Source organism: Labrys wisconsinensis, from assembly GCF_030814995.1.
Taxonomy (GTDB): Bacteria; Pseudomonadota; Alphaproteobacteria; order Rhizobiales; family Labraceae; genus Labrys; species Labrys wisconsinensis.
The window spans coordinates 287153-313289 of record NZ_JAUSVX010000001.1 but is presented as its reverse complement, the minus strand read 5'-3'; the positions used below and the strand labels follow the sequence as shown (position 1 = coordinate 313289).

Annotated in this window: 18 protein-coding genes and 3 CRISPR repeat arrays (1 of these 21 only partly in view); of the genes, 9 read left to right on the top strand and 9 right to left on the bottom strand. The window is 71.6% G+C overall.

Annotated features, from left to right (window positions below; genetic code table 11):
- A CRISPR array of direct repeats spans positions 1-553; the repeat unit is 32 nt; unit sequence GTTTCGATCCACGCCTCCGCGTGAGAGGCGAC; it reaches 208 nt to the left of the window's first position.
- 185 nt (positions 554-738) lie between these two features.
- From cas2 to QO011_RS01400, 7 genes are all read right to left on the bottom strand, one after another.
- Positions 739-1029, bottom strand: coding sequence for a CRISPR-associated endonuclease Cas2 (gene cas2, locus QO011_RS01430; RefSeq protein ID WP_307266699.1), 291 nt, complete (start codon positions 1027-1029; stop codon positions 739-741).
- A gap of 34 nt (positions 1030-1063) precedes the next feature.
- A complete protein-coding gene (gene cas1c, locus QO011_RS01425; protein ID WP_307266696.1) occupies positions 1064-2098 on the bottom strand; it encodes a type I-C CRISPR-associated endonuclease Cas1c in 1035 nt (344 codons plus the stop codon).
- Positions 2095-2748 carry a CRISPR-associated protein Cas4 gene (cas4, locus tag QO011_RS01420; protein WP_307266694.1) on the bottom strand — a complete coding sequence of 218 codons (654 nt, stop codon included), beginning with the start codon at positions 2746-2748 and terminating at the stop codon, positions 2095-2097. Before cas4 ends, cas1c begins: the two co-directional genes overlap by 4 nt.
- 13 nt (positions 2749-2761) lie before the next feature.
- Positions 2762-3715 (bottom strand): type I-C CRISPR-associated protein Cas7/Csd2, encoded by a 954-nt coding sequence (gene cas7c / locus QO011_RS01415; RefSeq protein WP_307266692.1) that lies wholly within the window; start codon positions 3713-3715, stop codon positions 2762-2764.
- Positions 3712-5469 (bottom strand): type I-C CRISPR-associated protein Cas8c/Csd1, encoded by a 1758-nt coding sequence (gene cas8c / locus QO011_RS01410; RefSeq protein WP_307266690.1) that lies wholly within the window; start codon positions 5467-5469, stop codon positions 3712-3714. Before cas8c ends, cas7c begins: the two co-directional genes overlap by 4 nt.
- Entirely contained in the window at positions 5466-6131 is a 666-nt protein-coding gene (gene cas5c / locus QO011_RS01405) for a type I-C CRISPR-associated protein Cas5c (protein WP_307266688.1), read from the bottom strand. Before cas5c ends, cas8c begins: the two co-directional genes overlap by 4 nt.
- Before the next feature lie 252 nt (positions 6132-6383).
- Positions 6384-8633 (bottom strand): CRISPR-associated endonuclease Cas3'', encoded by a 2250-nt coding sequence (locus QO011_RS01400; RefSeq protein WP_307266685.1) that lies wholly within the window; start codon positions 8631-8633, stop codon positions 6384-6386.
- Between the two features lie 176 nt (positions 8634-8809).
- Positions 8810-10107: direct repeats of the CRISPR family, unit length 32 nt; unit sequence GTTTCGATCCACGCCTCCGCGTGGGAGGCGAC.
- A 571-nt stretch (positions 10108-10678) separates the two neighbouring features.
- On the opposite strand from QO011_RS01400, the gene QO011_RS01395 reads away from it, so the two are divergent.
- The 5 genes from QO011_RS01395 to QO011_RS01375 all read left to right on the top strand — a co-directional run bounded on the left by QO011_RS01395 (position 10679) and on the right by QO011_RS01375 (position 16402).
- Positions 10679-10939 carry a hypothetical protein gene (locus QO011_RS01395; RefSeq protein WP_307266681.1) on the top strand — a complete coding sequence of 87 codons (261 nt, stop codon included), beginning with the start codon at positions 10679-10681 and terminating at the stop codon, positions 10937-10939.
- A gap of 205 nt (positions 10940-11144) precedes the next feature.
- Positions 11145-11708: direct repeats of the CRISPR family, unit length 32 nt.
- A 485-nt stretch (positions 11709-12193) separates the two neighbouring features.
- Positions 12194-12454, top strand: coding sequence for a hypothetical protein (locus QO011_RS01390; RefSeq protein WP_307266678.1), 261 nt, complete (start codon positions 12194-12196; stop codon positions 12452-12454).
- Positions 12455-12648: 194 nt separating this feature from the next.
- Positions 12649-13440, top strand: a complete 792-nt coding sequence (locus QO011_RS01385; RefSeq protein WP_307266676.1) for an ABC transporter ATP-binding protein — start codon at positions 12649-12651, stop codon at positions 13438-13440.
- Positions 13437-14984: a permease gene (locus tag QO011_RS01380; protein WP_307266673.1), complete on the top strand. Its 1548-nt coding sequence runs from the start codon at positions 13437-13439 to the stop codon at positions 14982-14984. Before QO011_RS01385 ends, QO011_RS01380 begins: the two co-directional genes overlap by 4 nt.
- A gap of 236 nt (positions 14985-15220) precedes the next feature.
- A complete protein-coding gene (locus QO011_RS01375) occupies positions 15221-16402 on the top strand; it encodes an aminotransferase class I/II-fold pyridoxal phosphate-dependent enzyme (protein ID WP_307266670.1) in 1182 nt (393 codons plus the stop codon).
- 7 nt (positions 16403-16409) lie between these two features.
- On the opposite strand, the gene QO011_RS01370 is transcribed toward QO011_RS01375, so the two are convergent.
- The gene (locus QO011_RS01370; RefSeq protein ID WP_307266669.1) at positions 16410-17228 is read right to left on the bottom strand and encodes a polysaccharide deacetylase family protein; all 819 of its coding nucleotides are present in this window, start codon (positions 17226-17228) and stop codon (positions 16410-16412) included.
- 114 nt (positions 17229-17342) lie between these two features.
- On the opposite strand from QO011_RS01370, the gene QO011_RS01365 reads away from it, so the two are divergent.
- From QO011_RS01365 to QO011_RS01350, 4 genes are all read left to right on the top strand, one after another.
- Positions 17343-19190 (top strand): alpha/beta hydrolase family protein, encoded by a 1848-nt coding sequence (locus tag QO011_RS01365; protein ID WP_307266667.1) that lies wholly within the window; start codon positions 17343-17345, stop codon positions 19188-19190.
- Between the two features lie 211 nt (positions 19191-19401).
- Positions 19402-21759, top strand: a complete 2358-nt coding sequence (locus tag QO011_RS01360; RefSeq protein WP_307266665.1) for a GumC family protein — start codon at positions 19402-19404, stop codon at positions 21757-21759.
- A gap of 215 nt (positions 21760-21974) precedes the next feature.
- Positions 21975-22901: a DUF6492 family protein gene (locus tag QO011_RS01355; protein WP_307266664.1), complete on the top strand. Its 927-nt coding sequence runs from the start codon at positions 21975-21977 to the stop codon at positions 22899-22901.
- Positions 22898-24367, top strand: coding sequence for a lipopolysaccharide biosynthesis protein (locus QO011_RS01350; protein ID WP_307266662.1), 1470 nt, complete (start codon positions 22898-22900; stop codon positions 24365-24367). The genes QO011_RS01355 and QO011_RS01350 overlap by 4 nt, the downstream gene beginning before the upstream one ends.
- 426 nt (positions 24368-24793) lie before the next feature.
- On the opposite strand, the gene QO011_RS01345 is transcribed toward QO011_RS01350, so the two are convergent.
- Positions 24794-25945 carry a glycosyltransferase gene (locus tag QO011_RS01345; RefSeq protein WP_307266661.1) on the bottom strand — a complete coding sequence of 384 codons (1152 nt, stop codon included), beginning with the start codon at positions 25943-25945 and terminating at the stop codon, positions 24794-24796.
- Between the last annotated feature and the right edge of the window lie 192 nt (positions 25946-26137).

Below are 26137 nucleotides of genomic sequence, written 5' to 3'. Positions count from 1 at the left end.
CACGCCTCCGCGTGAGAGGCGACGTCGATGGGAGACACATGGTCGCTACGCTACGCGTGTTTCGATCCACGCCTCCGCGTGAGAGGCGACGATCACGACCGGGAATCCGGCGGTGCCGTCAGGCCGTTTCGATCCACGCCTCCGCGTGAGAGGCGACCCGATTGCCGCCGCCGTGCTGGCCGCGGCTCACGTTTCGATCCACGCCTCCGCGTGAGAGGCGACTGTCATCCGTTGCAGGAGTGTCCACCCACTTATAGTTTCGATCCACGCCTCCGCGTGAGAGGCGACCCGTCATCGCCCGCTTAAGCGGCGGCGAGTCAACGTTTCGATCCACGCCTCCGCGTGAGAGGCGACCCGAGCGGGTCATCGCCGCTTGGGGCGCGCTGCCGTTTCGATCCACGCCTCCGCGTGAGAGGCGACCGCGGTTATAGGCAGCCGCCTCATCGCGCTTGACGTTTCGATCCACGCCTCCGCGTGAGAGGCGACTCGCGATACAAAGTTATGTGAACCATTCCGTTCAAGTTTCGATCCACGCCTCCGCGTGAGAGGCGACGTCGCTGACGCTAACCCATTCCCGGTGCGTGACAAATGCCCGGCCTGGCGCGAACCGGCTCGGAATCGAGGCCGCCGGAGCGGGTCTGTCGGGGCACCATCGGGATTATCGTGTTTTTCAATGGGATGTGCCGGGCGCGAACCTCCCGGGCAAAGTGGGCATGCTCGAGGTTCGCGCTGCAGCCTTCAGACGATCAGCGGGCCGCCGAGATCCGTGGCGGGCTTGGCGCCGACATGCTCGACCCGCCGGGCCCCGTTCGCGCCGAGATAATAGTAGCGCAGGCTGTCGTGCGCGGGCTCGATCAGGCTTTCGAGCTTGGCCTTCAGCCGGGCCCATTGCGCCGGATCGACCTCGATCTCGAACACGGAGAACTGGACCCGCTGGCCATAGTCGCGGCAGGCCTTGGCGACGCGCCGCAGTCGCGCCGCGCCACCCGGCTCGGCGGTCCGGACGTCATAGGTCACCAGAACCAGCATGCCGGTCTCTCCGAGCGCGGATCGTCCGGCGCGGTCATTTCCAGATCCAGGGGGGATAGGCGTCGAGATCGCCCCGCAGATGGCGCGCGAGGAGCAGGGCCTGCAGGTGCGGCACCAGGCCGAGCGGCGCCGCTTCCTCCAGGAAGGGGTGGCGCCGTTCCTCCTTCTTGCGCTCCTGCCAGGCCGAGAGCACGGTGCGGCGTCCCTCGTCGGTGAGCAGCACGGCGCCGCCGTCGCGGGTCTCGAAGTCCCGCGCCCGGAGCTGGCGGCGATTGATCAGGGACAGCGCCAGCCGGTCGGCCATGATCGGGCGCATCTCCTCCATCAGGTCGAGCGCCAGGCTCGGCCGTCCCGGGCGGTCCCGATGCAGGAAGCCGACCGCGGGGTCCAGGCCGACACCCTCGGCGGCGCTGCGGCAGTCATGGGTGAGGAGCGTGTAGAGGAAGGACAGCAGGGCATTGACCGGGTCGAGCGGCGGGCGGCGGCTGCGGCCGAGAAAGCGGATCTGCGGATCGGGCGCGCGGACGAGATCGCCGAAGACGGCGAAATAGGCTTGCGCCGCCTCGCCTTCGGTCCCGCGCAGGGCCTCGGCCCCCGCATCGGTGAGGGCAACGCGGCGCAGGATGCGGGCGAGGCGCTCCACGGCATCCTCGATCCGGCCGCGCTGCTCGCCGGCCATCTCCTCGCCATAGTCCCGCAAGGCCCGCTGCAGGACGGCGCGCTGATCGGCGACCTTGGCCGACACCAGGCTGCGCACGATCTCGTCGGGCTGGTCCGCCGCACGATATTGCGCCCGGCGCAGCAGCACATTGCCGCTGACCGGCCCTTCGACACGCGCCTGGAAACGGCCGGCGCGATCGAGCAGGACGATCGAGACACCGGCCGGAGCGAGCGCCTGGATCAGGGGCGGCGACACGAAGATGCCGCCGAAGACGACGACGGAGCCGAGCATGTGGAAGGGCACGCGAGCCCGCTCGACGCCCTCGACCTCGGCGACCAGGTTCTCGCCGTCCTTGCGCAGCGCCGCGCCTTCCGTGGTGACATAGAGCGTGTTCAGCAATTTCTTCACGGCGGCTCCTCGCCGAGACCGGCCAGGACGGCCTCGATGGCGCGCGTGCGGAAGCCGAGCGCCGATCGGGCCGCGGCCTTCGGCCGACAGGTGTCGATCAGCGAGCAGGCGCGGCAGCGGTCGGCACGATAGACCGCCGGTGGCGTGCGGCGCGCTGCGAACAGCGCGCCGAGCTGCGAGGCCGTCTCCTCGGTGAGCCGGCGCAGCTCGGGGTCGAAGGGAATGATCGCGCGTCGTCGCGTCTCGGCATAGAACAGCGCGCCTTCGGGCACCGGCCGGCCGGTCATCTCCTCCAGGCAGAGGGCCTGTGCGCAGAGCTGGACTTCATCGGCCCGGTGGAGCTTGGCCTTGCCGCGCTTGTACTCCACGGGAAAGGCGATCTCGCCATCCCCTGCGGCATGAAACTCGACGAGGTCGGCGACGCCGGCGAGGTTCAACCGGCGGCAGGCCAGGGGCAACGCGGTGGCGCGGCGTATGCCCGCCCGCTTGCGCTCGCCCGGCTCGTGCGCGGCTTCGTGCAGGATCCGCCCTTCCGCCGTGAAGCGATTCTCCTCCCACAGGCGCTCGATATGGATGAGCGCAGCCTGGCGCAGGCAATAGACGGCGTGCTGGAGCGCGGAGATCGGGATCGGCTCTTCGGGCTCGGGCACGGCCGCCCACCGGTCAGGACGGCTCGATCACCTCGACCCCGTCCGGCAGGCCGTCGCGGTCGACCGTGACGGCGTAGTCGGCGAAGCGCCGGGCCGGCGGCAAGTTGTCGAGGCGGGCGCTGCCGGGATCGTAGAGCTCGTCGCCGATCCGGCGGCGCACCTTGACGCGGTCGAACAGAGCCTGGGCCGGCGCATTGCCGAGCGCCGAGGCGTGCTTGAAGGCGACGATGCGCCGCGAGGCCATCTCGCCGCGCGCGGCCGAGCGGTCGTGCTCGAACATCGCCGACAGGCCGGCGAAGAGATGGTCGAGGTCCGCCTGGCTGAAGCCGGTCCTTTCCGCCAGCTTGGCGTTGACGAAGATATGGGCCCGGTAGAGGCCGTAGGGCACGATGTGCTTGCGGCCCATGGTGCGGTTCTCCGTGCGCTCGTCGCCTTCGCTCCCCTTGTCCCGGTCGGCCTTCTCCTTCTCGCTGGTCGCCGCCATGCGGGTGATGGAGATCTCCAGCGGCAGGATCGGCTCGACGGAGGTGGCGAAGGTGACCTGCACCGGGCCGCGCACCTGGCCGGCATTGATGCCGGTGCTCATCACCGCGCCGAAGCTGCGGACGTCGTAGAAATTCTCGCACATGAAGCGCGTGACGGCGCGCGACTCGGCGTCGTTCTGCGGGTTCAGCTTAGCATCCCTGGTGACCTTGTCGGTATCGCCGCGGACCGCCTTGTAGGCCTCGCGGTGCCGCTCGTTGAGGATCGCGCCCTCCTGCACGTAGATGCGGTAGCCAGGCTCGCCGCCGCGGGCGAGCTCGGTGTAGTTGCGGATCTTGCGCTTGAGCGACACGTCGCTGACGAGGCCGTGGCTGGTCTCGGGATCCATGCGCGGCAGGTTGCCGGCGTCGGGGTCGCCGTTGGGATTGCCGTTGACGACGTCGAAGAGGAAGACGATGTCGTAGCGGTTGGCGAGGGCTGTCATTGGGGCGCGGCCTCCGGAGACGTCTTGTCGGGCTTGCGGAAGAAATCGTTGCGCTGGTGGTAGTAGCCGAGCGCGAACAGCGCCTGGCTCCTCTCGGGCAGGCTGGCGGGGAAGGGATCCTCGCCGGGCGACATCGTCTCCATGATCTCGCCGAGCAATATCTCCAGGTTGACCTTCCGGCCCTTGTTCTGCTTGCCGATCTTGGACAGATGCGGCGCCGACCCCCGCTCGAGCAGGGGAAAGACCTTGCGCGGCTGCGCGGCGGCGGCGCCGTAGAACTTGTCCTTGATCGTGGCGTTGACCTCGCGGCCGAGCGCCGCGGTCTGCACCTGCTCGTAGACGGCGAACAGGCGCCCGAGCAGATAGCCCGGGTCCTTGAAGGCGGGGTCCAGCGACACGGGCACCTCCATTGCGTAGTTCTGGATCAGCACGGATTTCAGGATGGCGACGCGCAGGGCGTTGACGTCGTGGTCGGCGCGCAGGCGCATGATCAGCGCCGAGAGCAGCGTCCGCGGGTAGGGCGTGTCGGTCAGGATGGACCGCATCCATGCGCCGGCGAGGTTGGGCTGGATGTTCTCGCTCTTGCGCAGCACGGCGGTCTCGATCAGCAGCCGCCACATCGACGGCCCCTCCTGCCGCGGCGGCGGCTCGATGCGCATGCGGGCGAGATGCCGGAGATAGCGCTCGGCAATCACGCCGAACTCGTCCTCCAGATAGAAGCGGATCGAGAGCCTGGCCGCATTGGGGGCGAGGCCGAGGACGAAGAAGCGCACGCCCGGCGGCAGGTCGGGCCGCAGGTCCTCGACCGGGCGCCCCTCCCGCAGCCCGGCGAGCCAGGCTTCGACCTTGCGCTCCTCCGCCGTGTCCGCCTGGCGCTCGTCCACGAAGAAGGCGGCAAACAGCTTCTCCGCCTGCCCGGCCAGGGCGGCTGAGGCATCCGCCCAGAACACGGTCGAGGCATCGCCGATCTGGATGCGGTGGCCGCTGTCCCGTTCCAGGAAGCGGTTGAGGGCGGAGGCATAGGCGAAGGCGGCCGCCTCCGAGACGGGAGCATTGTCGCCCTGCTCGTGGCCGTAGGAGGTGAAGGCGTCGAGATTGAAGGAGACGATCGAGGCGCCGGAGGATTGCGCGCCCCACACGCCCTTGACGGCGGGATGGAGCCGGGCCACCGGCCCGCGCTCGCCGGTGACGAGGCAGGCGGCCTCGCCGCGTCCGTCGGCGGCGGAGAGCCGCGCCCAGAGGTCGCGCGCCGCCTGGCGGTCATGGATCATGACGCCGTCGAGCCGCTCGCCTTCGAGCGCGAAGACGACGTTCTGGTCCTTCATCTCCTCGGGCCAGCCGAGCTCGGCGAAGCGTTGCGGCGCCCATCCATCGAGGAAGCCCAGCAGCGCCTGCAGGCCCGGGTCGTTCGAGCCCGCGAGCCATTGGCGATGGCGCTCCCGGAAGGCCTCGTGCTCCTGGGCGGTGCGCCGGCCCTCGCCGGCGGTGACGCCGAGCACATAGGCCGTCTTGTCCCAGAGGAGGTTTGGCGCGATGCCGGAGGTGCGCTTGGTGGGCTGCGGCACCGGCATCAGCGGTGCCGCCCGCTTGCGTCCTTCGCCCCGGCGCAGGTCGATCGGCAACCCGGCGGGCGTTCCGTCCTCGTTCAGCGGGATGAGGAAGCCGATCTTCTCCTGGGAATAGCCGAAGGCCGGCACCTCGTGGCGCGCGGCCATGCGGTCATAGGCGCGAACCAGGGCGGCGAGGGCGCTCACCGGCGGATCTCCGGCGAGCCCGGCGGCGGCACCCGCACCACGCCGGCCTCCAACTGGGCGCGGAAGAACAGCGAGCCTCGGTCGCCGCCATGGTCGATGTCGTAGAGCATGAAGCCGAGATCGCGGCTCTCCTCGATCGCGGCCGGCAGCGGCTCGCCCGGCTCGACCAGGCGGAAGGCGGCCGGGAATTCGCGCGTGCCGAGGCAGGGCTGATGGAAGCATTGCCCCTTGCGAGCCCGGCGGTTGAAGGTGTCGAGATGCTTGCCCTCGTTGTCGTCCGGCCCGGCCCTGGCCGTCAGGGCGAAGCGCGCGCCGATGACATAGGCGACGTCGCTGAGCACGGTCGATGCGCGCTGCTGGCGCTGCTCCTCGATGCGCAGTGTCAGGCCGCCGATCTCGCCGCTGCGCATCGCGGCGCGGACGGCGCGCTCCGGCGCCTTGGCCCCGACCTCGTTGCGCCGGATCGACTGGAACCGGATCGGCCTGAGGACACGGATCTCCTCGACGACCCATTGGATAGCCGGCTTCCAATGGATGGCTTCGAGGATGCCGCGCGCCGCCGACGGCGTCATCACGTCGTAGGAGACGCGCTCGACCTTCATCTCGGGGCGCGTGAACAGGGCATATTTGCCGGAGACGTGCAGACGAATGCCGTAGGACATGGATGACGCGTGCGGATGAAGTTACGCTACGTAATACACGGCTGCCTGCGATATGGAAGAGGGATTCTTCAACCTGCCGTGGTTGCCCACAGGCCGATCCTCGTGCGGCATCCCCGCAAGCCGGGACGGCGCGCTTTCGCCGACGGCCGGTCGCTTCCGCGGACGAAGTGCGCCGGCGAACGGAAATTTGACCCCCCGCAAGGGGCGGATGTCGCTAGCAACTCGGCGGCGTGGCGAGGATGAGCCGGCTCGTCACACGATTCCGTCCCAGCCGAGTTCGTCGGCGCGCTCCCATTGCAATCCGACCTCCGGCGTATAGAGGCTGGCCGTCCGCAGCTCGGCGAACTGGTCCGCGAAGCCTTCGACGAAGACGACATGGCGGTTGGCGATGAGCGCGTCGCGGTCGCGCGGCCGTACCTGCACGACATGCCCCTGCAGCCGGCGCGCGGCCAAGGCGGCGGGCATGCCGTGGCGCAGCGCATCCAGCACCTCCCGCGCCTGCGCCTCGGCGGCGACGATCACCGGCTCCTGGCCGCTCTCGATCAGGCGGAACTTCTCCGCCACCATGCGGTAGGGAAAGTCCGTGCCGTCGAGGCCGACGACGAAGGCGCCGCCGACCCCGTGCCGGTCCAGGCCTTCGCCCTGCTGCCAATAGACCTCGGTGAAATAGGCGTGCAGGGCCTGGGGCGAGAGCAGGTCGTTTCCGTGGCGCGCCGCCACGCGCCCGGCCGCCGCCGCAAATGCCTTCAGCTCGGACGGCGGCTGGGCCTGCGCCGGACGGAAGACGGTGACGATGCTGGCCTCGACCGGCCGGCGTCCCTCGCGGTTGCAGCGTCCCGCCGCCTGGGCGATCTGGTCGAGCCCGGCCTCGGCGCGCCAGACGCGCGGAAAATCCAGGTCGACGCCGGCCTCGACCAGGCTGGTTGCGATCAGGAGGCACGGCCGCTCCTCGGCGAGGCGCTGCCGCACGTCGGCGAGGATGTGGCGGCGGTCCGACGCGGTCTGGCGGGTGGAAAGATGCACCAGGCCATCGAGCCCGGCGGCCTGGCCGGCGCGAAACAGCGCCAGGGCGTGCCGGCGGCTGTTGACGACGACCAGCGCCCGCTTCGTTCCGGCGATCTCATCGAGGAGGGCTTCGTCCGTCAGCTCGCCGGCGAGGCGCAGCGTCACCCGGCGGAGCGCCGCGTGGAGCCCGGCCGGATCGGGCGCCAGCTCGCGCCCCGGGCCGGGCGCGAAGCCGCCGCGAAAGCGCGGCGCCGCCAGGGCCGGCTGCGTCGCCGTGCAGAGGACGATGCTGCTGCCATAGTTGCGGGCGAGCTCGTCCAGCGCCGCGACGCAGGGACGCAGCACCGGCAGCGGAATGGTCTGGGCCTCGTCGAGGACGATCACCGCCTTGGCCAGATTGTGCAGCTTGCGGCAGCGCGAGGCGCGGTTGGCGTGAAGGCTCTCGAACAGCTGGACATTGGTGGTGACCACGACCGGCGCGGCCCAGTTCTCCATGGCGAGGCGGAGCCTGGCGTCGGAGGCTCCGTCCCGGATCTGCCGCTGCTCGTCGCTGCCGGCCGCCCGCTCCTCGATCGCCGAATGGTGCTCGAGCACGATGTCCGGGCCGAGCACCGCCTGGAAGATCGAGGCGGTCTGGTCGATGATCGCCGTGAAGGGCAGGGCGTAGACGATGCGTTCCATTCCCCAGCGCCGGGCGTGTTCCAGGGCGAAGGCGAGCGACGTCAGCGTCTTGCCGCCGCCGGTCGGCACGTCGAGGGTGAACACCCCCGGCGCAAGCGCAGCCTTGCCGCGGGCATGGGCGAGGATCTCGGCGCGCAGGCGGTTGAGGGGCGTGTCGGCGGCCGTGGCCCGCCTCCCCGCCATGTGAGCGTCGAAGCGGGCGACGAGGTCCGCGACGCGATCGGCCAGGGCCGGCCAGGTCCGGTCGACGGTGCGGCCGTCGCGAGCGGCGTAAAAGGCTTCCGTGTCGAGGAAATCCGCGTCGACCAGGCAGGAGAAGATCATCCGGCCGAGGAAGGCGAGCTGGGCGCTGCGCTCGGCCGGGGTCGATCGGAAATTGAAGCCTTGCGGCAGCAGCCCGGCGCCATCGAGCGCCAGCTCGGTGCGCCAGGCCGGGTCGAGCGCCGCCGGCTGCGCCTTCAGCCGGTCGCCGAGGCCGCCCGGGCCTTGCCTGTCGGGCAGGCCGCCATGATGGCCGGCGATCGCATAGGCCAGCAGCTCAGCGACGAGCCTGTCCGCCGGGCCGGCATCGAGCGCCAGCACCTGCCGGGCGCCGGCATCGGCATGGCCGACTCCGGGACCGACGCCCTTGATGTAGGCCTGGAACGCCGGGTTGTACTTGCCGAGGTCGTGCAGCCGGCCGGCCAGGGCCGCGGCCTTGCCGGCGCCGAACCCCTGGGCGAAGCCGGCCGCCCGGTGCGCGACATTGGCGAGGTGCTCGGCGAGCGGCTGCCAGTCCGCGAAGTCCGGCGAGTCGGTCGAATGCGCGTAGTGCATGGTTGGGCGGCCCTGTGATCGCGATGCAATCTACGGTCGCGATGGCAGGACGGGCAAACTTGTTCTCGCTCGATGCTTCGATAGACGGCCGGGGCCGCGCAAACTGGCCGGTTGGGTCCGCGCCCCTGCGTGGGAGGCGGCGTCATCAGCCCGACGGGCAAAGCAGTAGCGTCCACGTTTCGATCCACGCCTCCGCGTGGGAGGCGACCCGAGCGGTGGCCGGCTACGACGGCCGCTTCGCCATGTTTCGATCCACGCCTCCGCGTGGGAGGCGACCGGAGCAGGATGGCGAGCCTCGAAGTGGTGGCAGGTTTCGATCCACGCCTCCGCGTGGGAGGCGACCGGCGGGATGGACCCAACCTCCGTGCTCGCCCAGGTTTCGATCCACGCCTCCGCGTGGGAGGCGACGCCAGGCGCTCGCCAGCGCCGCGGCGCCGACGCCGTTTCGATCCACGCCTCCGCGTGGGAGGCGACACGTCAAGGAGCACGATCGACACGCGGCGATGTCGTTTCGATCCACGCCTCCGCGTGGGAGGCGACACGGCGGTCGCGGCGACGAGGCCGACCGGGCCAAGTTTCGATCCACGCCTCCGCGTGGGAGGCGACCGTCGGTAAATACGGTCCCGGGGCGTCCGATAAGGAGTTTCGATCCACGCCTCCGCGTGGGAGGCGACGTCGTTGCCACCACGTCATGCAACCCAGCCTAGCGTTTCGATCCACGCCTCCGCGTGGGAGGCGACATGCGCTCGGCGATCGATGGGCCGCCATCTTCCTTGTTTCGATCCACGCCTCCGCGTGGGAGGCGACTTCAGCTTCGTTCTTGGCTTTGATGACCTCGATCGTGTTTCGATCCACGCCTCCGCGTGGGAGGCGACGAGACAAGCGCATAGGGAGGATCCGTGACAACCGTTTCGATCCACGCCTCCGCGTGGGAGGCGACGTCGGGCGGCGTCTTCGCTCCGTAGAGGGCAGCGAAGTTTCGATCCACGCCTCCGCGTGGGAGGCGACCCCGGCCGCCTGGCACAAGGAACTTGGCGGCATGTTTCGATCCACGCCTCCGCGTGGGAGGCGACAGTACGACGTGCTCCACATCGTTATGTCGACCGCCGTTTCGATCCACGCCTCCGCGTGGGAGGCGACGAGCCCAGGTCGGCGCCGATGCAGACCTGCCGCGTGTTTCGATCCACGCCTCCGCGTGGGAGGCGACCACCTCGGCATGTTCATCGATCGCCAGGAGGTCGGGTTTCGATCCACGCCTCCGCGTGGGAGGCGACGTGGCGTATGGATACGAGCCACCAGATATCAAGCGGTTTCGATCCACGCCTCCGCGTGGGAGGCGACGTGCCTGGCGATCCTTTTTATCGCACGCCTTTATGGTTTCGATCCACGCCTCCGCGTGGGAGGCGACACTCGGAGGTCGATATGAGCATCAAGCTCACCATGTTTCGATCCACGCCTCCGCGTGGGAGGCGACCGCCATCAGGCTATCGCATTCTTTCCGCGGTCAAAATGGCGGCTTTGGCGCGAACCCAGGCTCGATCGCGCCGCCGGCCGGGTGGCCCGCGTCTTCCGTCGCGGATTTGTGCTGTTCGTGCAAGGCCTTGGCTCGAGCGCGAACCGTCGGGGAAACGATGGCGTGCTTCGGGTTCGCGCTGCGGCGCGTCCGGGCACGGTCGGGGCGGGGCGAGCCGGGATCGGTGCAGCTCGGGCCCGGCGCCGAAGCGATCGCGGCTCCGGGCCGGACCGTCCCGATCCGCGCCCAGCAGGCGCGTGATGAAATCTCGGGGGCGAAGCAGCTGCCGTATCGTCAGGCGTCAACCGTCTCGACTCAGCATTCGCGCCGATGATTTCCCAGAATCGATGTGGGCAATAGAATCAAATCAGCAACAAAACTAAGCAATATCTAAACAACGCGCCGATCACGATCGCTCACAAGAGCGAGAGGTCTTCGAATTCACGTCGGAGTCGCCCTTGCGGCATCGGGGTTCTGGTCCATATCTCGTGGACGACTGGGGGATTCGCTCTCAATCCCGGGAGAATCGATCATGAAAACCTTGATCATGGCCGCGGTGGCTGCCGCCGGCCTCGTCGTTTCGGCTTCCAGCGCGTTCGCTGGCGGCAACCCGCCGGACGTCTATGCCATCCAGCACGGCCTGCCCTATGACGGCGCGCCGGGTCCGATCGTGGAACGGGCGCCGGTGGTGGAGCGCGCGGTGGTTGAGCCGCGCTTCAACGGCGAGCGCTTCTACCTGCCGCAGTACCGCATCTGGGTGCCGGCCTCGACGTACAGGTACAACGCCGAGTAAGGCCGAGGCGCCGGGGCGCGCGGAGCGAGGACCGGGCCCCGAGGGGCAGCGGTGGCCAAAGCGCTCCGCCCGCGGCGGCGGATGACATTGCCAGGGCCGGCCGGTCTGTGGCCGGCCCCTTCGGACCGATGGGTGCGGCTCGGCGAGCCGTGCCTCCGTGTGAGAGGCGGCCAGCTGGATCGCGACCAGGGCAAGACGCTGATCTGGTTTCGATCCACGCCTCCGCGTGGGAAGCGACAAGTTCATCGCCAGCCTTCGCCGCTATGCCAGGAAGTTTCGATCCACGCCTCCGCACGGGAGGCGACCCGACGCCGTGCTCGTCGTCATGCCAGAGGTCGAGTTTCAATCCACGCCTCCGCACGGGAGGCGACTCGGGCTCAAGACTCGCGTGGTGATCGACGCCGCGTTTCAATCCACGCCTCCGCACGGGAGGCGACCTGACCTCTCTGGCCGCCTCGCGGAGGCGGAGCGGGTTTCGATCCACGCCTCCGCACGGGAGGCGACACGAGGCCATCGCCGACGCGGTGGGCTGCACGAAGTTTCGATCCACGCCTCCGCGTGAGAGGCGACGCCCCGGAACGCGATAGCGCATTCGGCGTGCTGGAGTTTCGATCCACGCCTCCGCGTGAGAGGCGACTCACCTGCCATTCGTGATCCTGCCGGCCGGCCATGTTTCGATCCACGCCTCCGCGTGAGAGGCGACGGTCGGCCGGGAAGCGCTCGTTCATGATCGTCGAGTTTCGATCCACGCCTCCGCGTGAGAGGCGACGGCCGTGAGGCTATCGCATTCTTTTCGCGGCCAAAATGGCGGCGTCGGCGCGAACCGGAGCTCGATCGTGCCGGCGGCCGGATGGGTCGCGCTTCCCGTCCCGGATTTGTGCTGTCCGCGCAAGGCCCTGGCCCCGGCGCGAACCGTCGGGGAAACGGTGGCGTGCTTCGGGTTCGCGCTGCCGTGCGCCAGGGGACATGATCGGCGGCGATCGAGGCCGGCCGGCGCTGCCTGACCCCTGCCCCAATCCCCTCCGCCACCACCCCCGCGAGGTTGCTGCGTGATCGCGCATGCCGTCTCGTTCAAGACCTCGTGATGTTCTGAAGAATTTTTAAGCAAAGTACGAAAACTTGAAGACTGACCGAACGCTCGATCACAAGTATGAGAGATCCAAGGATTTAAAGAGAACGATCTCTTTCTATCCGATTTTCGCCACCCATATCCGGAATGGATTGGGGATGCCTGAAATCTTCGGAGAATGAATGATGAAAACCTTGATCATGACCGCGGTGGCCGTCGTCGGCCTCGCCGCTTCGGTGTCGACCGCCTTCGCCCACGCCAATCCGGCGGGCTTCTATGCGATCCAGCGTAGCCAGCCCTATGACAGCGCGCCGGCGGTCCGGGACGCGGTGCCGATGCGCCAGCAGGCCATGCGGACGAGCGAGGGCGGTGATCGCGTGTACCTGCCGCAGTACCGCATCTGGGTGCCGGCCGCGTCCGCCGCGTCCGACACCCCGGTCGAGTGAGGCCGGGCGGCGGGACGCGCGAAGCGAGGGCCGGGCCCCGAGGGGCATGGTGACCGAGCGCTACGCCTGCCCCGCCGGGCGGCGATATCGCTGACATCATGAGGGATCGGGCCGGCAGCGGTCCGGTCCCCGTTTTCGTTCCGGAGAGGGGGCTGCCGGCACGGCGATTCACCTCCTCTCAACTCCGGCGGTGCATGGTCGCCGACGCGGGTCCGCCACGGCCCGCGCAAGGCAGGGGCCCGCGCGTGTTCGCCCTCCAGATCCAGCATCTTTCCAAGCGCTTCGACCGCCCGGCGGTCGACGGGCTCGACCTCAGCGTGCGGGCCGGGGAGTTCTACGCCCTGCTCGGCCCTAACGGCGCCGGCAAGACCACGACGCTGCGCATGGTCGCCGGCCTGCTGCGCCCGGATGCTGGCACGATCTCGATCTTCGGCATCGACGCCCTGGCCGACCCGGTCGGGGCCAAGCGGATCACCGCCTGGGTGTCGGACGAGCCGATGATCTACGACAAGCTGACCCCGCTGGAATATCTGGAGTTCGTGGCCGGGCTCTGGGGCGTCGAGGCGGCGGCGGCTGAGGCCCGGGCCGAGGCGCTGCTCGGCTGGCTGGGGCTCGCCCCGCACGCCCGCAGCCGCTGCGAGGGCTTCTCCAAGGGCATGCGCCAGAAGGTGGCGCTGGCCGGCGCGCTGGTGCACGAGCCGCGCCTGATCATCCTCGACGAGCCGCTGACCGGGCTCGACGCCGCCTCGGCCCGCCAGGTCAAGGACGTGCTGCTGCAGCGGGTGCGCGCCGGCGGCACGGTGATCATGACCACCCATATCCTCGAGGTGGCCGAGCGCATGGCCGAGCGCATCGGCGTCATCGCCCATGGCCGCCTCATCGCCGAGGGCACGCTCGACGAGCTGCGCGGCATGGCCGGCCTCGGCGCCGCCAGCCTGGAGGACGTCTTCCTCGACCTGGTCGCCGCCCGGGAGGCTGCAGCATGACCGGCGGCGCGACCGGTCCCGCCGCGGTGGCCTCGCCGCTCTGGTTCGCCCGCCACGAGCTGCGCTTCGCCTGGCGCGACTTCCACGGCATGCTGACGGCGGGACGGCGCCACCGGGCGCGCACGGTGCTGGTGGCGGTGCTGGCGCTCGGCCTGTTCCTGCACGCCCTCGCCTGGAGCATCGCCGGCCCCTATGCCGGGGCGGCGTTCCCGCCGGACAAGCCGACGCTGGTGGCGGTCGCCGGCGGCGCCTTCCTGTCCTGGACGCTGATGCTGTCCCAGGCGATGGAATCGGTGACGCGCGCCTTCTACGCCCGTGCCGACCTCGACCTGATCCTGTCCTCGCCGGCACCGGCCCGCGCCGTGTTCGCCGTGCGGATCGGCGCCGTCGCCCTCGGCACCGCGGCCATGGCGATGCTGCTGGTCGGCCCCTTCGTCAACGTGCTCGCCGTCCTCGGCGGCGTGCGCTGGCTCGCCGCCTACGGCGTGCTCGTCGCCATGGCGCTCGCCGCCACCGGCATCGCCGTGGCCGCGACCACGGCGCTGTTCGCCGCCGTCGGGCCGCGCCGGACGCGCCTCCTCGCCCAGATCGTCGCGGCGGTGGTGGGCGCGGCCTTCGTCATCGGCGTGCAGGCGGTGTCGATCTTCAGCTTCGGCAGCCTGTCGCGCTTCGAGGGCCTGCGCTCCGACTGGATGCTGCGCCATGCGCCGGGGCTGGACAGCCCGCTCTGGTGGCCGGCCCGGGCCGCCATGGGCGAGGCCGCGACGCTGGCCGTGGTGCTGGCGGGGGCGCTGGCGCTGCTGCTCGCGGCGGTCGCGGCCGCCTCCGGCCGCTTCGCCCGCTATGCCGTCGATGCCGCGGGCGTGGCGCAGGGCGCGCAGCGGCGGGGCCGGGCCGGGAGGATGCGGCCGGCGGCGCCCGCCCGGGCGCTGCGGCGCAAGGAATGGACGCTGCTGGCGCGCGACCCCTGGCTGGTGTCGCAGACGCTGATGCAGATCCTCTACCTCGTTCCGCCGGCTCTGCTGCTCTGGCACAATTTCGGGGCGCAGACCGGCGCCGCCGTCATGGTCGCGCCGGTCCTGGTCATGGCGGCCGGCCAGCTCGCCGGTGGGCTCGCCTGGCTCGCCGTGTCGGGCGAGGATGCGCCGGACCTGGTGGCGACCGCGCCGGTGCCGGCCCGCGCCGTGCTGCGCGCCAAGACCGAGGCGGTGCTGATCGCCGTGGCGCTGGCGCTGGCGCCGCTGGTGGCGGCGCTCGCCTGCCTCTCCGCCGGCGCCGCCGCGGTCACCGCCCTCGGCATCCTGGCCGCCGCCGGCTCGGCGACGGCGATCCAGCTCTTCTTCCGCGCGCAGGCCAGGCGCAGCCAGTTCCGCCGCCGCCAGACCTCCTCGCGCGCCGCCACCTTCGCCGAGGCCTTCGCCTCGATCGGCTGGGCCGGCGCCGCGGGCCTCGCCGCCGTCGGGGACGTGCGCGCCCTGGTGCCCGCGGTGCTGGCGCTCGCCGTGGTGCTGGTCGCCCGGCAGATCAGCCCGAAGGCGGCCTGAGCCGCCCCCGCGCGCCGTCTCCCGCCCGGCCATGGCCGCGGCTGTGGCTGCCTCGTGCTTCGCCATTTATCCCGGAGCCGCAAATCTGTATGAACGGCGCGTTGGCTAGGGACGGCGCAGGCGTGAAGAAACACAACGGGGACGATGGGGCATCGGCGGGGACGACAGCCAGGCCGCAGGACAGGCAGCCAGAGACTCGCGCAGGCATCCGCGCCCGCGCCGCGGGCTTCGCCGACATGTTCGACCGTTCCACCGGCGGAGCCCTGACGCCGCTCAGCGTGGTGATCGACCAGGTGCTCGGCCCGGTGCGCGCCCTGATCGAGGGCCGGCCGACCCTGATGTTCGGCACCAACTCCTATCTCGGCCTCAACTTCGAGGAGAGCTGCGTCGAGGCGGCGACCGAAGCCCTGCGCCGGTTCGGCGCCGGCTCCACCGCCTCGCGCGTCGCCAGCGGCAACCAGAAGCTGCATGTCGACCTGGAGAAGGCGGTCGCCGCGCTCTACGGCCGCTCCGACGCCATCGTGTTCTCCACCGGCTTCATGGCCAATCTCGGCGCCATCGGCGGGCTGGTGCGCGAGGGCGACGCCATCGCCCTCGACGCCCATTGCCACGCCTCGATCTTCGACGCCTGCCGCCTCAGCGGCGCCAAGGTCGCGACCTTCCGCCACAACGACGCGGCGGACCTGCAGCGCGTCATGGCCGCGAGCGGCGTGGCGCCGGCGCGCACGCTGGTGGTGACGGAGGGGGTCTACAGCGTGCTCGGCGACGTCGCCGACCTGCCGGCGATCGTCGCGGTGACGCGCGGCTCGGGCGCGGTGCTGCTGGTGGACGAAGCCCATTCGCTCGGCCTCTACGGCGCCCATGCTCGCGGGGTGGCCGAGGCGCAGGGCGTGGAGGACGACGTCGACGTCATCGTCGGCACCTTCTCCAAGAGCGTCGGCGTGGTCGGCGGCTATTGCGTGACGAGCGACCGGGCCTTCCGCACCCTGCGCTTCGCGGCGCGGCCCTATCTCTACACCGCCTCGCTGCCGCCGCCCGTCGTGGCGGCGGCGCACCGGGCGATCGACCTCATCCGCGACGATGCCTCGCGCCGCGACAAGGCCTGGCGCAACGCGCGCGCCTTCCATGCCGGCCTCGTCGCCCTCGGCCTGCCGCCCTCGGCGCCGCCCGGCCCGGTCGGCGCCGTGCGCATGCCCGGCATCAAGCCGGGCCTCGACATGTGGCGTGCGCTGCTCACCGCCGGCGTCTACGTCAACATGCTGATCCCGCCGGCGACGCCCAACGGCGAGGTGGTGCTGCGCTACAGCGTCTCGGCCGCCCACGAGCCGGAGGACATCGAGACCGCGCTCGCCGTCATCGGCCGCTCGGCCCGGGCGGTCGGCATCCCCCTCCGGGAGCCCGCGCCGGCCGGGGCCTGAAAGGCCGTCAGGCGTGCGGCGCCTTCGGCGCGCCGATCAGGTCGAGCGCCTCGCCGATGGTGGCGATCCTCACGCCGCGGCGCCGCACCGCGTCGAGCGCGTGCTCGAGGATGGCCGGGGTGCAGCCATAGGGGCTCGGCGGATTGTCGACGTCGTGGGTGGTGAAGATCAGCCAGCCGTTCTGGCGGATGGTGCGCTCGATCAGGGCGTCGATGTCGGCGGGGTTGCGCATCGAGCGGTCGAGCAGGATCGAGCAGAGATAGTGCAAATCGATGCGCCCGGCGTTGACGCCGGGATGGGTGGTGCGGCTGGAGCGCGCCTGCAGGCCCAGGATCGCCCGGTGCACCAGGCTGGCATAGCCGTAGGGATAGGCGAAGTTCTGCAGCAGCCGGCCGGGGACGAGGTCGGAGAGGATGCGCCGGCACTCGCCCATGTCGCTGTGGAAGGCGGCGGCGTCGAGGGCCACGACCGGCACATGGGCATGGGTGTGCAGGCCGATCTCGTGGCCGCGGCGCGCCAGCGCCGCGACGCTGTCGGCCTCGGCCACGCGCCAATGGTCGGTGGAGCGGCCGAACAGCGAGGTGGCGACGAAGAAGGTGCCGCGCACCCCGGCCTCCTCCAGCATGCGCGCGCCGGTGGCGGCGGCCGAGACCGGGATGTCGTCGAAGCTGAAGCTGACCAGCGGCCGGTCGTTGCGCATGGCGTGCCGCCGCGCCGGCGCGTAGCGCGCCACCCGGTGCGCCAGGCGCATGCGCAGGCCGATCGGCTGCACCGGAATCCTGGGGCTGGCTGCGTCTGAAACCGGCATGGCTGAGGACTGGCTCATCTGCTTCCGCAGCGGCATCTGGCAGCCGCACAGTTGCAGCTTCGCGGAAAAACACGTCTGAAGCCTTAACGTCTCTGCGGCATGATCCGGCGAGGAGACGATGCGGACGGCGTGATGATTCCTGTCGATGTCGGTGGCTGCCTGGGCTGGATCCATCCGGGCGGGAGCGCGCGCGGCGCGGTGCTGTGCGGGGCGCTCGACTATGAGGGTCTGTGCACCTACCGCGCCTGGTGGGGCCTGACCGGCCGCATCGCGGCGGCGGGCTGCCCGGCGCTGCGCTTCGACTATCCCGGCAGCGGCGATTCCCTCGACGCGGGGCGCGTCGAGCGCGACGCGGGGCGCGGCGAGGACCTGGTCGAGCGGGCGGTGGCGGCGGCGCGCGGCGCGATCGAGCGGCTGAAGGCCGTCGCCGGCGTCGAGGAGGTGGTGCTGGTCGGCCTGCGCTTCGGCGCCTTGGTGGCGGCGCTCGCCGCCGAAGGCCGCAGCGACGTCGCCGGCCTCGCCCTGCTGGCGCCGGTCGCGAGCGGCCGCGCCTTCGCGCGCGAGATGACGATCCAGTCGAAGCTCCTCGCCGCCGGCCTGCCCGCGGCCGAGCCGGGCGCCGGCCTCGCCGTCGCCGGCTTCGTCCTGTCCGAGCCGGCGCTCGCCGGCCTGAGGCGGGCGGAGATCGGCAGCCTCGCCGGCGTCGCGGCGCCGCGCATCCTTCTCGCCGAGCCGAAGGACCGCGCCGACAAGGCGCTGGCGGCACGGCTCGCCGCGCAGGGCGCCGCCTTCGAGCGGCAGGAGCTCGAAGGCTACGAGGCGCTGATGCAGAGCCCGACCCTGGCGCGCGAGCCGGCGGCGGCCTGGGCCGGCATCGCCGCCTGGGTGGCGGCGGAGCCTCCGTCCCGGCGCGCCGCGCCCCTGACGCCGCCGCCGGCCGTGCGCCTGGCCGGCGAGGGCTTCGCCGAATCCCCCGTGCAGTTCGGCCCCGGGCGCGGGCTCGCCGGGGTGCTCTGCCGCCCCGCGGCGCGGCGGCCGGGCGCGCCCTTCGTCGTCTTCGCCAATTCAGGCCGCAACCCGCGCTTCGGCTGGGCCCGCTCGACCACCGCGCTGGCGCGGCGGCTGGCGGGCGAGGGCGTGGCCTCGCTGCGCTTCGACATGAGCGGCATCGGCGACAGCCGGTCGATGCCGGACGGCGACGAGCCGCTCTATTCCCATCAGGCCCGGGCGGACATGGCCGCCGCGCTCGACATGCTGGTGGGGCAGGGCGAGGCGGGCTTCCTGCTGTTCGGCTCGTGCAGCGGCGCCCATCTCGTGTTCCACGCCGCGGTGGCCGATCCGCGCGTCGCCGCCGTGGTCAGCGTCAACCTGCAGCGCTTCATCTGGCCCAGGGATGCCAGCCTGCAGGTGGCGATGCGCCGCTCGCTGAAGCCGACGGCGTTCTATCGCCGCAGCCTGTTCCGGCGCGAGACCTGGAAGCGGCTGCTGGCGGGCGAGATCGACGTCGCCTCGATCGGGCTCGGCCTGTTCCAGCGCAAGGTTGCGCGGCCGGCGGCGCGCCTCGCCGGCGCGGTCGGCGGCCGGCTCGGCCTCGACACGCCGGCCGGCCGGGTCCGCCGCTGGCTGCTCGCCCTGGAGCGGCGCGGCGTGCGGGTGCTGCTGGTCCATACCGAGGGCGACCCCGGCCTCGACGACCTCGTGCACCATTTCGGCACCGACACCGCGTGGCTGGTGCAGCGGCGCGGCCTTCAGCGCGCGATGATCGCCGACAGCGACCACGACCTGACGCCGGCGCGGGCGAGAGAGGACCTCTGGCAGATCCTGACGCGCTTCCTCGGGGTGGCGCCCGAGCTGCACGCACAGGGCGAGTGGGGGCGGGCTTCGGTCGGGCGAGACGGGAATGCCGAAGGAAAGAGCGTGACGCCCGGGTCTCCCCCCCTTGCGGGGAGGGGTAAGGGGTTGGGGGTCCATCAGGACTGAGCGCGGTCGATACAAAGGGCGCCCTTTGCATGCCGCCCCGCCACATTCTGCCCGACCCCCACCCCTTACCCCTCAAGGGGGAGGGGATTTGCCGGCGTCGCGGTTGATGGATAATCGGTGCCGTCGCCTCCATCAGGGACGGCCATCAACCCGGCATTAACCCTGTTTCGGCAAAGCTGCGGCATGGCCGAGCACGGAAGCGCAGGGCGAGATGATTGACGACCGCACGGAGGCTGCGCCCGCGGCCCGCCCGACGGGCGGCGCCGCGCCGCGGCTCGCCGGCCTGACCCCGGCCCTGGTGTTGCGCGCGGCGCTGCGCCGCCGCTGGCTGGTGGTGGCGACGACGCTCGCGACCGTGTTGCTCGTCGCCCTCGGCAGCACGTTGCTCAAGCCGCGCTATGCCGCGACCACGCAGGTCTTCATCGACCCGCGCGGCGTTCAGGCGGTGCAGAACGACATCACAGCCAACAATGTCGATTCCAACGCCTTCACCAACCTGGTCGAGAGCCAGACGCTGATCGTGCTCGCCGACAAGGTGCTGCGCCCGGTGGTCGATTCGGCCCGCCTCTATGCCGATCCCGACTTCGCCGGCCGCCTCGCCGTGCCCGAGGACGGGGCCGACCCGGCGGCGCTGGAGGCGGCACGCAAGGCGGCCGTCGACACGCTGAAGCGCCAGGCGAGCGTCCGGCGGCCCGAGCGCACCTCGGTGATCGAGATCACGGTGACCGCCACGGCCGGCGAGAAGGCGGCCGACCTCGCCAACGCCATGGCGCAGAGCTATCTCGCCCAGCTCGCCGCGAACCAGGCGGATCTCGCCCAGCGCACCACCAGCCTGCTCAACGACCGCCTCGACACGATGCAGCGCCGGGTGCGCGAGGCCGAGACCAAGGTGCAGGACTACAAGACCCGGCACAATCTGCTCGCCACCCCCACCGGCCCGGTGACCGAGGCCCAGCTCGCCGACGTCAACGCCCAGCTCGGCGCGGCGCGGGGCAAGGTGGCGGACGCGCAGTCGCGCTACGACCAGATCGTGGCGGCGCAGCGCTCGCCCGACGCGCTCGGCGCCCTGCCGGAGGCGGTGAGCTCCGTCACCATCGGCAATCTCCGGGTGCAGAACGTCGAGGCGCGCCGCAGCCTCGCCTCGCTCTCGGCGGTGCTCGGCACCCAGCACCCCAGCGTGCGGGCCGCGGCCGCCCAGGTGGAGGACACGCGCCGCGCCCTCGACTCCGAGCTGTCCCGCCTCGCCGCCGCCTCGCGCATGGAGCTGAAGCGGGCCAAGGACAACGAGACCGAGCTCACCAAGACCGTCGACACGCTGAAGGGCCAGGTCTCCGATGCCGGCACGGCTTCGGTCGGGCTGCGCGAGCTCGAGCGCGAGGCCGATGCCAGCCGCAACGTCTACCAGTCCTTCCTCGCCCGCTCGCGCGAGACCGGCGAGCTCGCCGGCCTCGGCGCCACCAATGCCAGCATCGTCACCGCGGCGAGCGCGCCGGCGAGCCGCTCCTTCCCGCCGCGCCTCAGCCTGCTCCTGATGGTCGGCCTCGTGCTCGGCGCCCTCGTCGGCCTCGCCCTCGCCGTGCTGCTCGAGCAGATGTGGCCGCAGCCGGGTGCCGCGGCAGGTGACGCCGCCGCGGCGGTCCCGCCTGCCGCTGCGCCGCGACAGCCGGCCGCCGCCCCGCAGGCCGCGGCCGCGCCGCCGCCGGCTCCGGACCCGGCACCGGCCTTCACGCCGGGGCCGCCCGTCGAGGCGCCGCCCGTCTTCGCCGCGGCGGCCGAGGAGACGCCGCTGCCTGAAGCCGCGCTGCCTGCAGCAGTGTTGCCTGCAGCAGTGTTGCCTGAAGCCGTGCTGCCCGACATGCCGTTGCCCGAGGCGATCCGGCTGGCGCCGTTCCCGCCGGCGGTGCTGCGCAACCAGGAGCGCGGCCAGCTCGACCTCACCCAGATCGGCCTGCCGGTGCTCACGACAAGCGTGGCCGAGCATCGGGCCTTCCTGGCCGACATGATCGCGGCGATCCGCCCGGCGCCGGGCCCGGCCGCGCCGCGCTGCCTGATGGTGGCGGGCGTCAACCCGGCCGAGCAGCGCACGACGCTGGCGCTCAACCTGGCGCTGGCGGCGCAGGCGCGCGGCGCCCGCGTCATGCTGATGGACTATGACGAGGGCGGCCGCCTGCTCACCCGCCGCGTCGCCGGCGCGCTGCGCCACCCCCTGATCGGCGAGGCCGGCGACGCCGGGCGCCTGTTCCACCCCACTCAGACCGGCATCGGCCTGATCCTGTTTCCCGAGCGCACGCCGATGTCTGCCATCGACCCGATGCAGATCTGCGACACGGTGTTCGACGGGCGCGGCTTCGACCTCCTGGTCTGCGACGGCCCGGCCGACCTCGCCGGCATCCGCCAGGACGCGGCCACCGACATAAGGCGCATCGGCGTGGTGCTGACCGTCGATGCCGGCAGCGCCGTGCCGCCGGACGCCGACCCCCGGCGCTCGGTGCTCGGCCCCTGCATCCTCAAGCTCGTCGCCGTGGCCGAGCCGGGCCCGGAGAAGGCGGCCGCCAAGCCCGCGGCGTGACGGGCGGCGGCAAAGCCAGGATCATATGCGACGTGAACCCCTCTCCCGGCCGGGAGAGGGGTTCTTGGCGTTTTGTTGCGTAGTCCCGACGAAGGCTTAACGAATCCTTTCCGCGATTGCCGACGATTTTAACGATGCGGAACGGCAAATTAACTCGCGCCCGCTAGACAGCAGGCAGGTCCGCGGCGGCGCCGGGCCGAGCCATGGGACGAGCGGTGTCCGGTACAATCTCCCTCATCACCCCGAGCTATCGCGGCGATCTCGCGCGCTCGGCGCTGCTGTTCGAGAGCGTGGACCGGCATGCCCGCGCCTTCGAGAAACATTATGTCATCGTCCATGACGAGGACCTCGGCCTGTTCGCGCCGTTCAACCGCGGCCGCCGGCAGGTCATGCCGGTCTCGCGCTTCCTGCCGGGCTGGCTGCACGCCATGCCCTCCTTCATCCGTCCGCGCGGCCGCCTCTACTGGTGGTCGCTCAAGGCCTGGCCGATCCGCGGCTGGCACACCCAGCAGATCGTCAAGATTCAGGCGGTGGCGACCCTGCCGGAAGAGCGCTACTGCCTGATCGATTCCGACAATTGCTTCTTCCGCCCCTTCGACGTCGCCGCCCTGGCGAGCCCGAACCCGGTGCCGCTCTACGGCGACCCCGGCGCGGTGCAGGCGGACAGGCCGCTGCACGCCCCCTGGCTGAAGGCGGCGCACCGGCTGCTCGGCCTGCCGGAACCGCGCTTTCCCGCCGACGACCATATCGGCCAGATCATCGTCTGGGACCAGGCGACCATCCGCGCCATGACCGCCCGCATCGAGGCGGTCACCGGCCGCGGCTGGGTCGAGGCGCTGTGCCGCGAATACGAGTTCTCCGAATATCTCATCTACGGCGCCTTCGTGACCAACGACGCCCGGCGCCTCGCCGCCACCGCGCCGACGTCGCGCAGCCTCTGCCGCGCCTATTGGGACGGCGAGACCCTGGACGAGGCCGGCCTGCTCGCGCTGCTGCGCGGCTCCGCGCCCGACCAGGTGGCGGTCTGCGTGCAGTCCTTCGGCGCGACCCCGCTCGCCGCCATCCGCGCCAGCATCCGCGCCTTCGAGGCCGAGGCGGAGGCGGCTGCTCCGGCTCCGCCGCAGCGGAACGCGGCGCGATGACCCTCGTCCGCCAGACCGCCACCTATTTCGTCGCCAATGCCGGCTCGGCCGCCTTCGGCCTCCTCAACGTGGTGGTGTTCACGCGCCTGTTCGGGCCGGCCGAGTACGGCGTCTACGTCATCGGCAACGGCCTCGCCGCCATCCTCGGCGCACTGCTCTTCACCTGGCTGAAGCAGGCCATCCTGCGCGAGGAGGCCAAGGCCGACGGCACCGACATCCGCGGCACCGTGCTCCTCGGCTTCGGCCTCTCCTGCCTCGCCTTCCCGGTGATCTACATCGTCGCCTCCCGCCTCGTCGCACTGGAGGGGCGGGCCGTGGCCGCCTCGATCCTGCTGGCGCTCTGCGTCGGCTTCTTCGAGCTCGGCCAGGAGCTGCTCCGGGCCCGGCTGCAGGCCGGCCTCTACATGCGGGCGACGCTGGTGCGCGCCGTGCTGGTCTCGGCCTTCGGCGTGGCGGTGACCTTCTTCGCCGGCGGCCTCGGCCTCCTGCTCTCGGGCGCGGCCGCCTATCTCGCCAGCGCCGGCCTGACGCTGCGCGGCGTCTGGACCGGGGCGAAGCTGCGCCTGAGGGATCCGCGCCTGTGGCCGCTGGCGGTGTGGGGCTTTCCCCTCACCGTGTCGATCTCGGTGCTGGCTCTCTCCTCGGCGATCGACCGCTTCATCGTCGCGCATATCCTCGGGGCGGCGGCGGCGGGCGAATACGGCGCCTCGGTCGACCTGGTGCGCCAGGCCCTGATCATCCCGGCGATCAGCGCCTCCTCCGCCTTCGTGCCGATGGCGGTGCGCCTGCTCGCCAACGAGGGGCCGGCGGCGACGCGCCGCCATCTCGACGACTGCCTGGAGCTGCTGCTCGCCGTCACCCTGCCGGCCTGCATCGGCTTCGCCGTGACCGCGCCGCACATCGCCGACCTGATCCTCGGCCCGGACTTCCGCCCGACCGCCCATGCGATCATGCCGATCGTCGCGGTGGCGGTGGTGTTCCAGATCGCCACCCAGCAATACCTGCACATCGGCTTCCTCCTCGCCAACCGCAACGTCTTCTACATCGTCAACACCGCCTCGACGCTCGCCTTCAACGTGGTGGCGACGAGCCTGCTGATCGGCGTCCTCGGCGTTGCCGGCGCCGCCTGGGGGCGCGTCGCCACCGAGGCCTTCGGCTTCCTCAACGCCCTCATCCTGGCGCGCTGGGCCTTCCCGATGCCGCTGCCGCCGCTGCGCATCGCCCGCGTCGCCGCCGCGGTGGCTGTCATGGCCGTGGTGGTGGCCGCCCTCGATCGCCTCCTCCCCGCCGCGCTCGACCGTGTCTCCCTGGCGCTGCTGATCCCGGCTGGGGCGCTCGCCTATGTCGCCGCCTGCTGGGTCCTCGACGTGGCGCAGGTCCGCGCCCGCCTCGGCCGCACCCTCGCCGCACGGTTCGGGGCGGGGCAGGGCGCCGGCGCTTTGCAGCCGGGGGAGCGGCAGGGGTAGGGGGGAGGCGGGCGCCGCGGCGTCTCTCCGCGACGGTCGCACCACCCGCGACGTCATGGGCGGGCTTGTCCCGCCCATCCACGCGACCACCGGCGGTGCAGGAGAACTCGCTGCTCCCCGATGCGTCATGCAACGCCACCCCTTGTGTTCGCGTGGATGGACGGGACAAGCCCGTCCATGACGGTCGAGGATGAGGCGTCCGCTGCTGCAACTGCGGCCGTCGTTCCGGCGTCGCTGGGCCCGTTCGCTCGGGCATCCATGGCAGGGACGAGGATCGTGGCGGGCAAAACGGTGGCCGGCTCGCGCCACGGCGTCCCCTCATCCACCGTCATGGCCGGGCTCGACCCGGCCATCCACGCGAACACAGAAGGTGGAGGTCGTGGCTCGGGTCCTCAGCCGACGGCCCCGCGTCCCACCCGGCCGCCTCTACCTCGATTCCTGCCCCGCCCCCTGCAGCCCGGTCGGCGCACGGTCCCGGGCAGGCACGTCGAGCGCCCGCGCCAGGGCCTCGGCCGCGTCGTCCCAGCAGGCGTCGAAGTCGATCCGCGCCGCGGCGGGCGGGCGCAGGCGTGCCGTCAGCAGCGCCTCGGCATAGGCCTCGGGCCCGGCATCGGTGGGCACCAGGGTGAGCCGGCGGGCGGCCAGCAGGGCGCCATAGGCGCGGTGATGGGTGAACTCGTGCGCCTGCGCCGGGGCGTTGACCACGACGGGCCGCTCCGACTGCAGGCAGGCGAGCACGCTGCCGCGCCGGGACGTGAGGCCTTCCGCGAAGCAATAGGCGAAGGCGTCGGCCTCGGCGAACAGGCCGAACAGCGTCGCCTCGTCGGCGACATAGCCGCTGACATGCACGTCGCCCTCGAGACCGCGCGCCCGCACCGCGGCCTGGAACGTCTCCTCGACGCGGTCCGCGCCCTTGACGAAGCTGCCGATCAGCACCAGCACCGCCTGCGTGCCGCGCCGCTGCAGGGCCGGCAGCATGTCGAGCAGCCTGGTCGTCTGCTTCTTCGGATAGATCGAGCCGAAGGAGGCCAGCACGAAGCGTCCCTCCTGGCGCCAGGCGCGCATCGCCGCGGCGAGCGGGCTGTCGGCCGTCGTCGCCGGCGGCCGCAGGTTCGGCGGGATCGGCAGGGCGCCGCGCATGCGCCGGCGCACCGGCGCGGTCCAGGCGTCTTCGGCGAGCTGGGCCGCGACCGTGGGCGAGGAGAACAGCAGCGCATCGGCGAAGGGAAGATAGAGGCGGAACATTGCCCGCCGCTTCCAGTCGAGGTCGCCCCATTCGTGCAGCATCAGCGTGGCGGTGGCCCCGCGCCGGCGCGCGGCGGCGAGGGCGAGCAGCGGGGCGAGCACGTGCCGCTTCCAGGCTACGACCGGCAGGTTGCAGACCAGCGCATCGCCCGGCCGCAGCGCTGCGGCGATGGCACGCCGGTCGGCTCGGCCGCCCTCCAGCGGCAGCGCCAGCACCTCGTCCCCCCGCCGGGCCGCCGCCTCGGCGAGCAGCCGCGCAAAGGCCTCGACGCCGCAGGTCGCCTGCGCGCGGGAGACGGGAAAGACCAGGCGGCGCCGCGTCGCGGACGTCATGGGACCCTCGTGAGGCCGGCGCAGGGGCTGCGGCCGGGAAGCTGGGGCGGCCGGAGAGCCGCCGGGGCGGAGACTACGGGCACGGGCTGGAGAAAGGGTTACTGCGGGTGGAGAAAGCAGGATTTGTGCCGTGGGGAAGATGGCCGACCCGAGGACGTACCATGGATCACGAAGGGAAGATCAGCAGTCGCA

Bases quoted from the DNA above. Each gene is read 5' to 3' on its own strand.
- cas2 (WP_307266699.1), bottom strand. From the start codon at position 1,029: ATGCTGGTTCTGGTGACCTATGACGTCCGGACCGCCGAGCCGGGTGGC.
- cas7c (WP_307266692.1), bottom strand. From the start codon at position 3,715: ATGACAGCCCTCGCCAACCGCTACGACATCGTCTTCCTCTTCGACGTC.
- cas5c (WP_307266688.1), bottom strand. From the start codon at position 6,131: ATGTCCTACGGCATTCGTCTGCACGTCTCCGGCAAATATGCCCTGTTC.
- QO011_RS01400 (WP_307266685.1), bottom strand. From the start codon at position 8,633: ATGCACTACGCGCATTCGACCGACTCGCCGGACTTCGCGGACTGGCAG.
- QO011_RS01395 (WP_307266681.1), top strand. From the start codon at position 10,679: ATGAAAACCTTGATCATGGCCGCGGTGGCTGCCGCCGGCCTCGTCGTT.
- QO011_RS01390 (WP_307266678.1), top strand. From the start codon at position 12,194: ATGAAAACCTTGATCATGACCGCGGTGGCCGTCGTCGGCCTCGCCGCT.
- QO011_RS01385 (WP_307266676.1), top strand. From the start codon at position 12,649: ATGGTCGCCGACGCGGGTCCGCCACGGCCCGCGCAAGGCAGGGGCCCG.
- QO011_RS01380 (WP_307266673.1), top strand. From the start codon at position 13,437: ATGACCGGCGGCGCGACCGGTCCCGCCGCGGTGGCCTCGCCGCTCTGG.
- QO011_RS01375 (WP_307266670.1), top strand. From the start codon at position 15,221: ATGTTCGACCGTTCCACCGGCGGAGCCCTGACGCCGCTCAGCGTGGTG.
- QO011_RS01370 (WP_307266669.1), bottom strand. From the start codon at position 17,228: ATGAGCCAGTCCTCAGCCATGCCGGTTTCAGACGCAGCCAGCCCCAGG.
- QO011_RS01365 (WP_307266667.1), top strand. From the start codon at position 17,343: ATGATTCCTGTCGATGTCGGTGGCTGCCTGGGCTGGATCCATCCGGGC.
- QO011_RS01360 (WP_307266665.1), top strand. From the start codon at position 19,402: ATGATTGACGACCGCACGGAGGCTGCGCCCGCGGCCCGCCCGACGGGC.
- QO011_RS01350 (WP_307266662.1), top strand. From the start codon at position 22,898: ATGACCCTCGTCCGCCAGACCGCCACCTATTTCGTCGCCAATGCCGGC.
- QO011_RS01345 (WP_307266661.1), bottom strand. From the start codon at position 25,945: ATGACGTCCGCGACGCGGCGCCGCCTGGTCTTTCCCGTCTCCCGCGCG.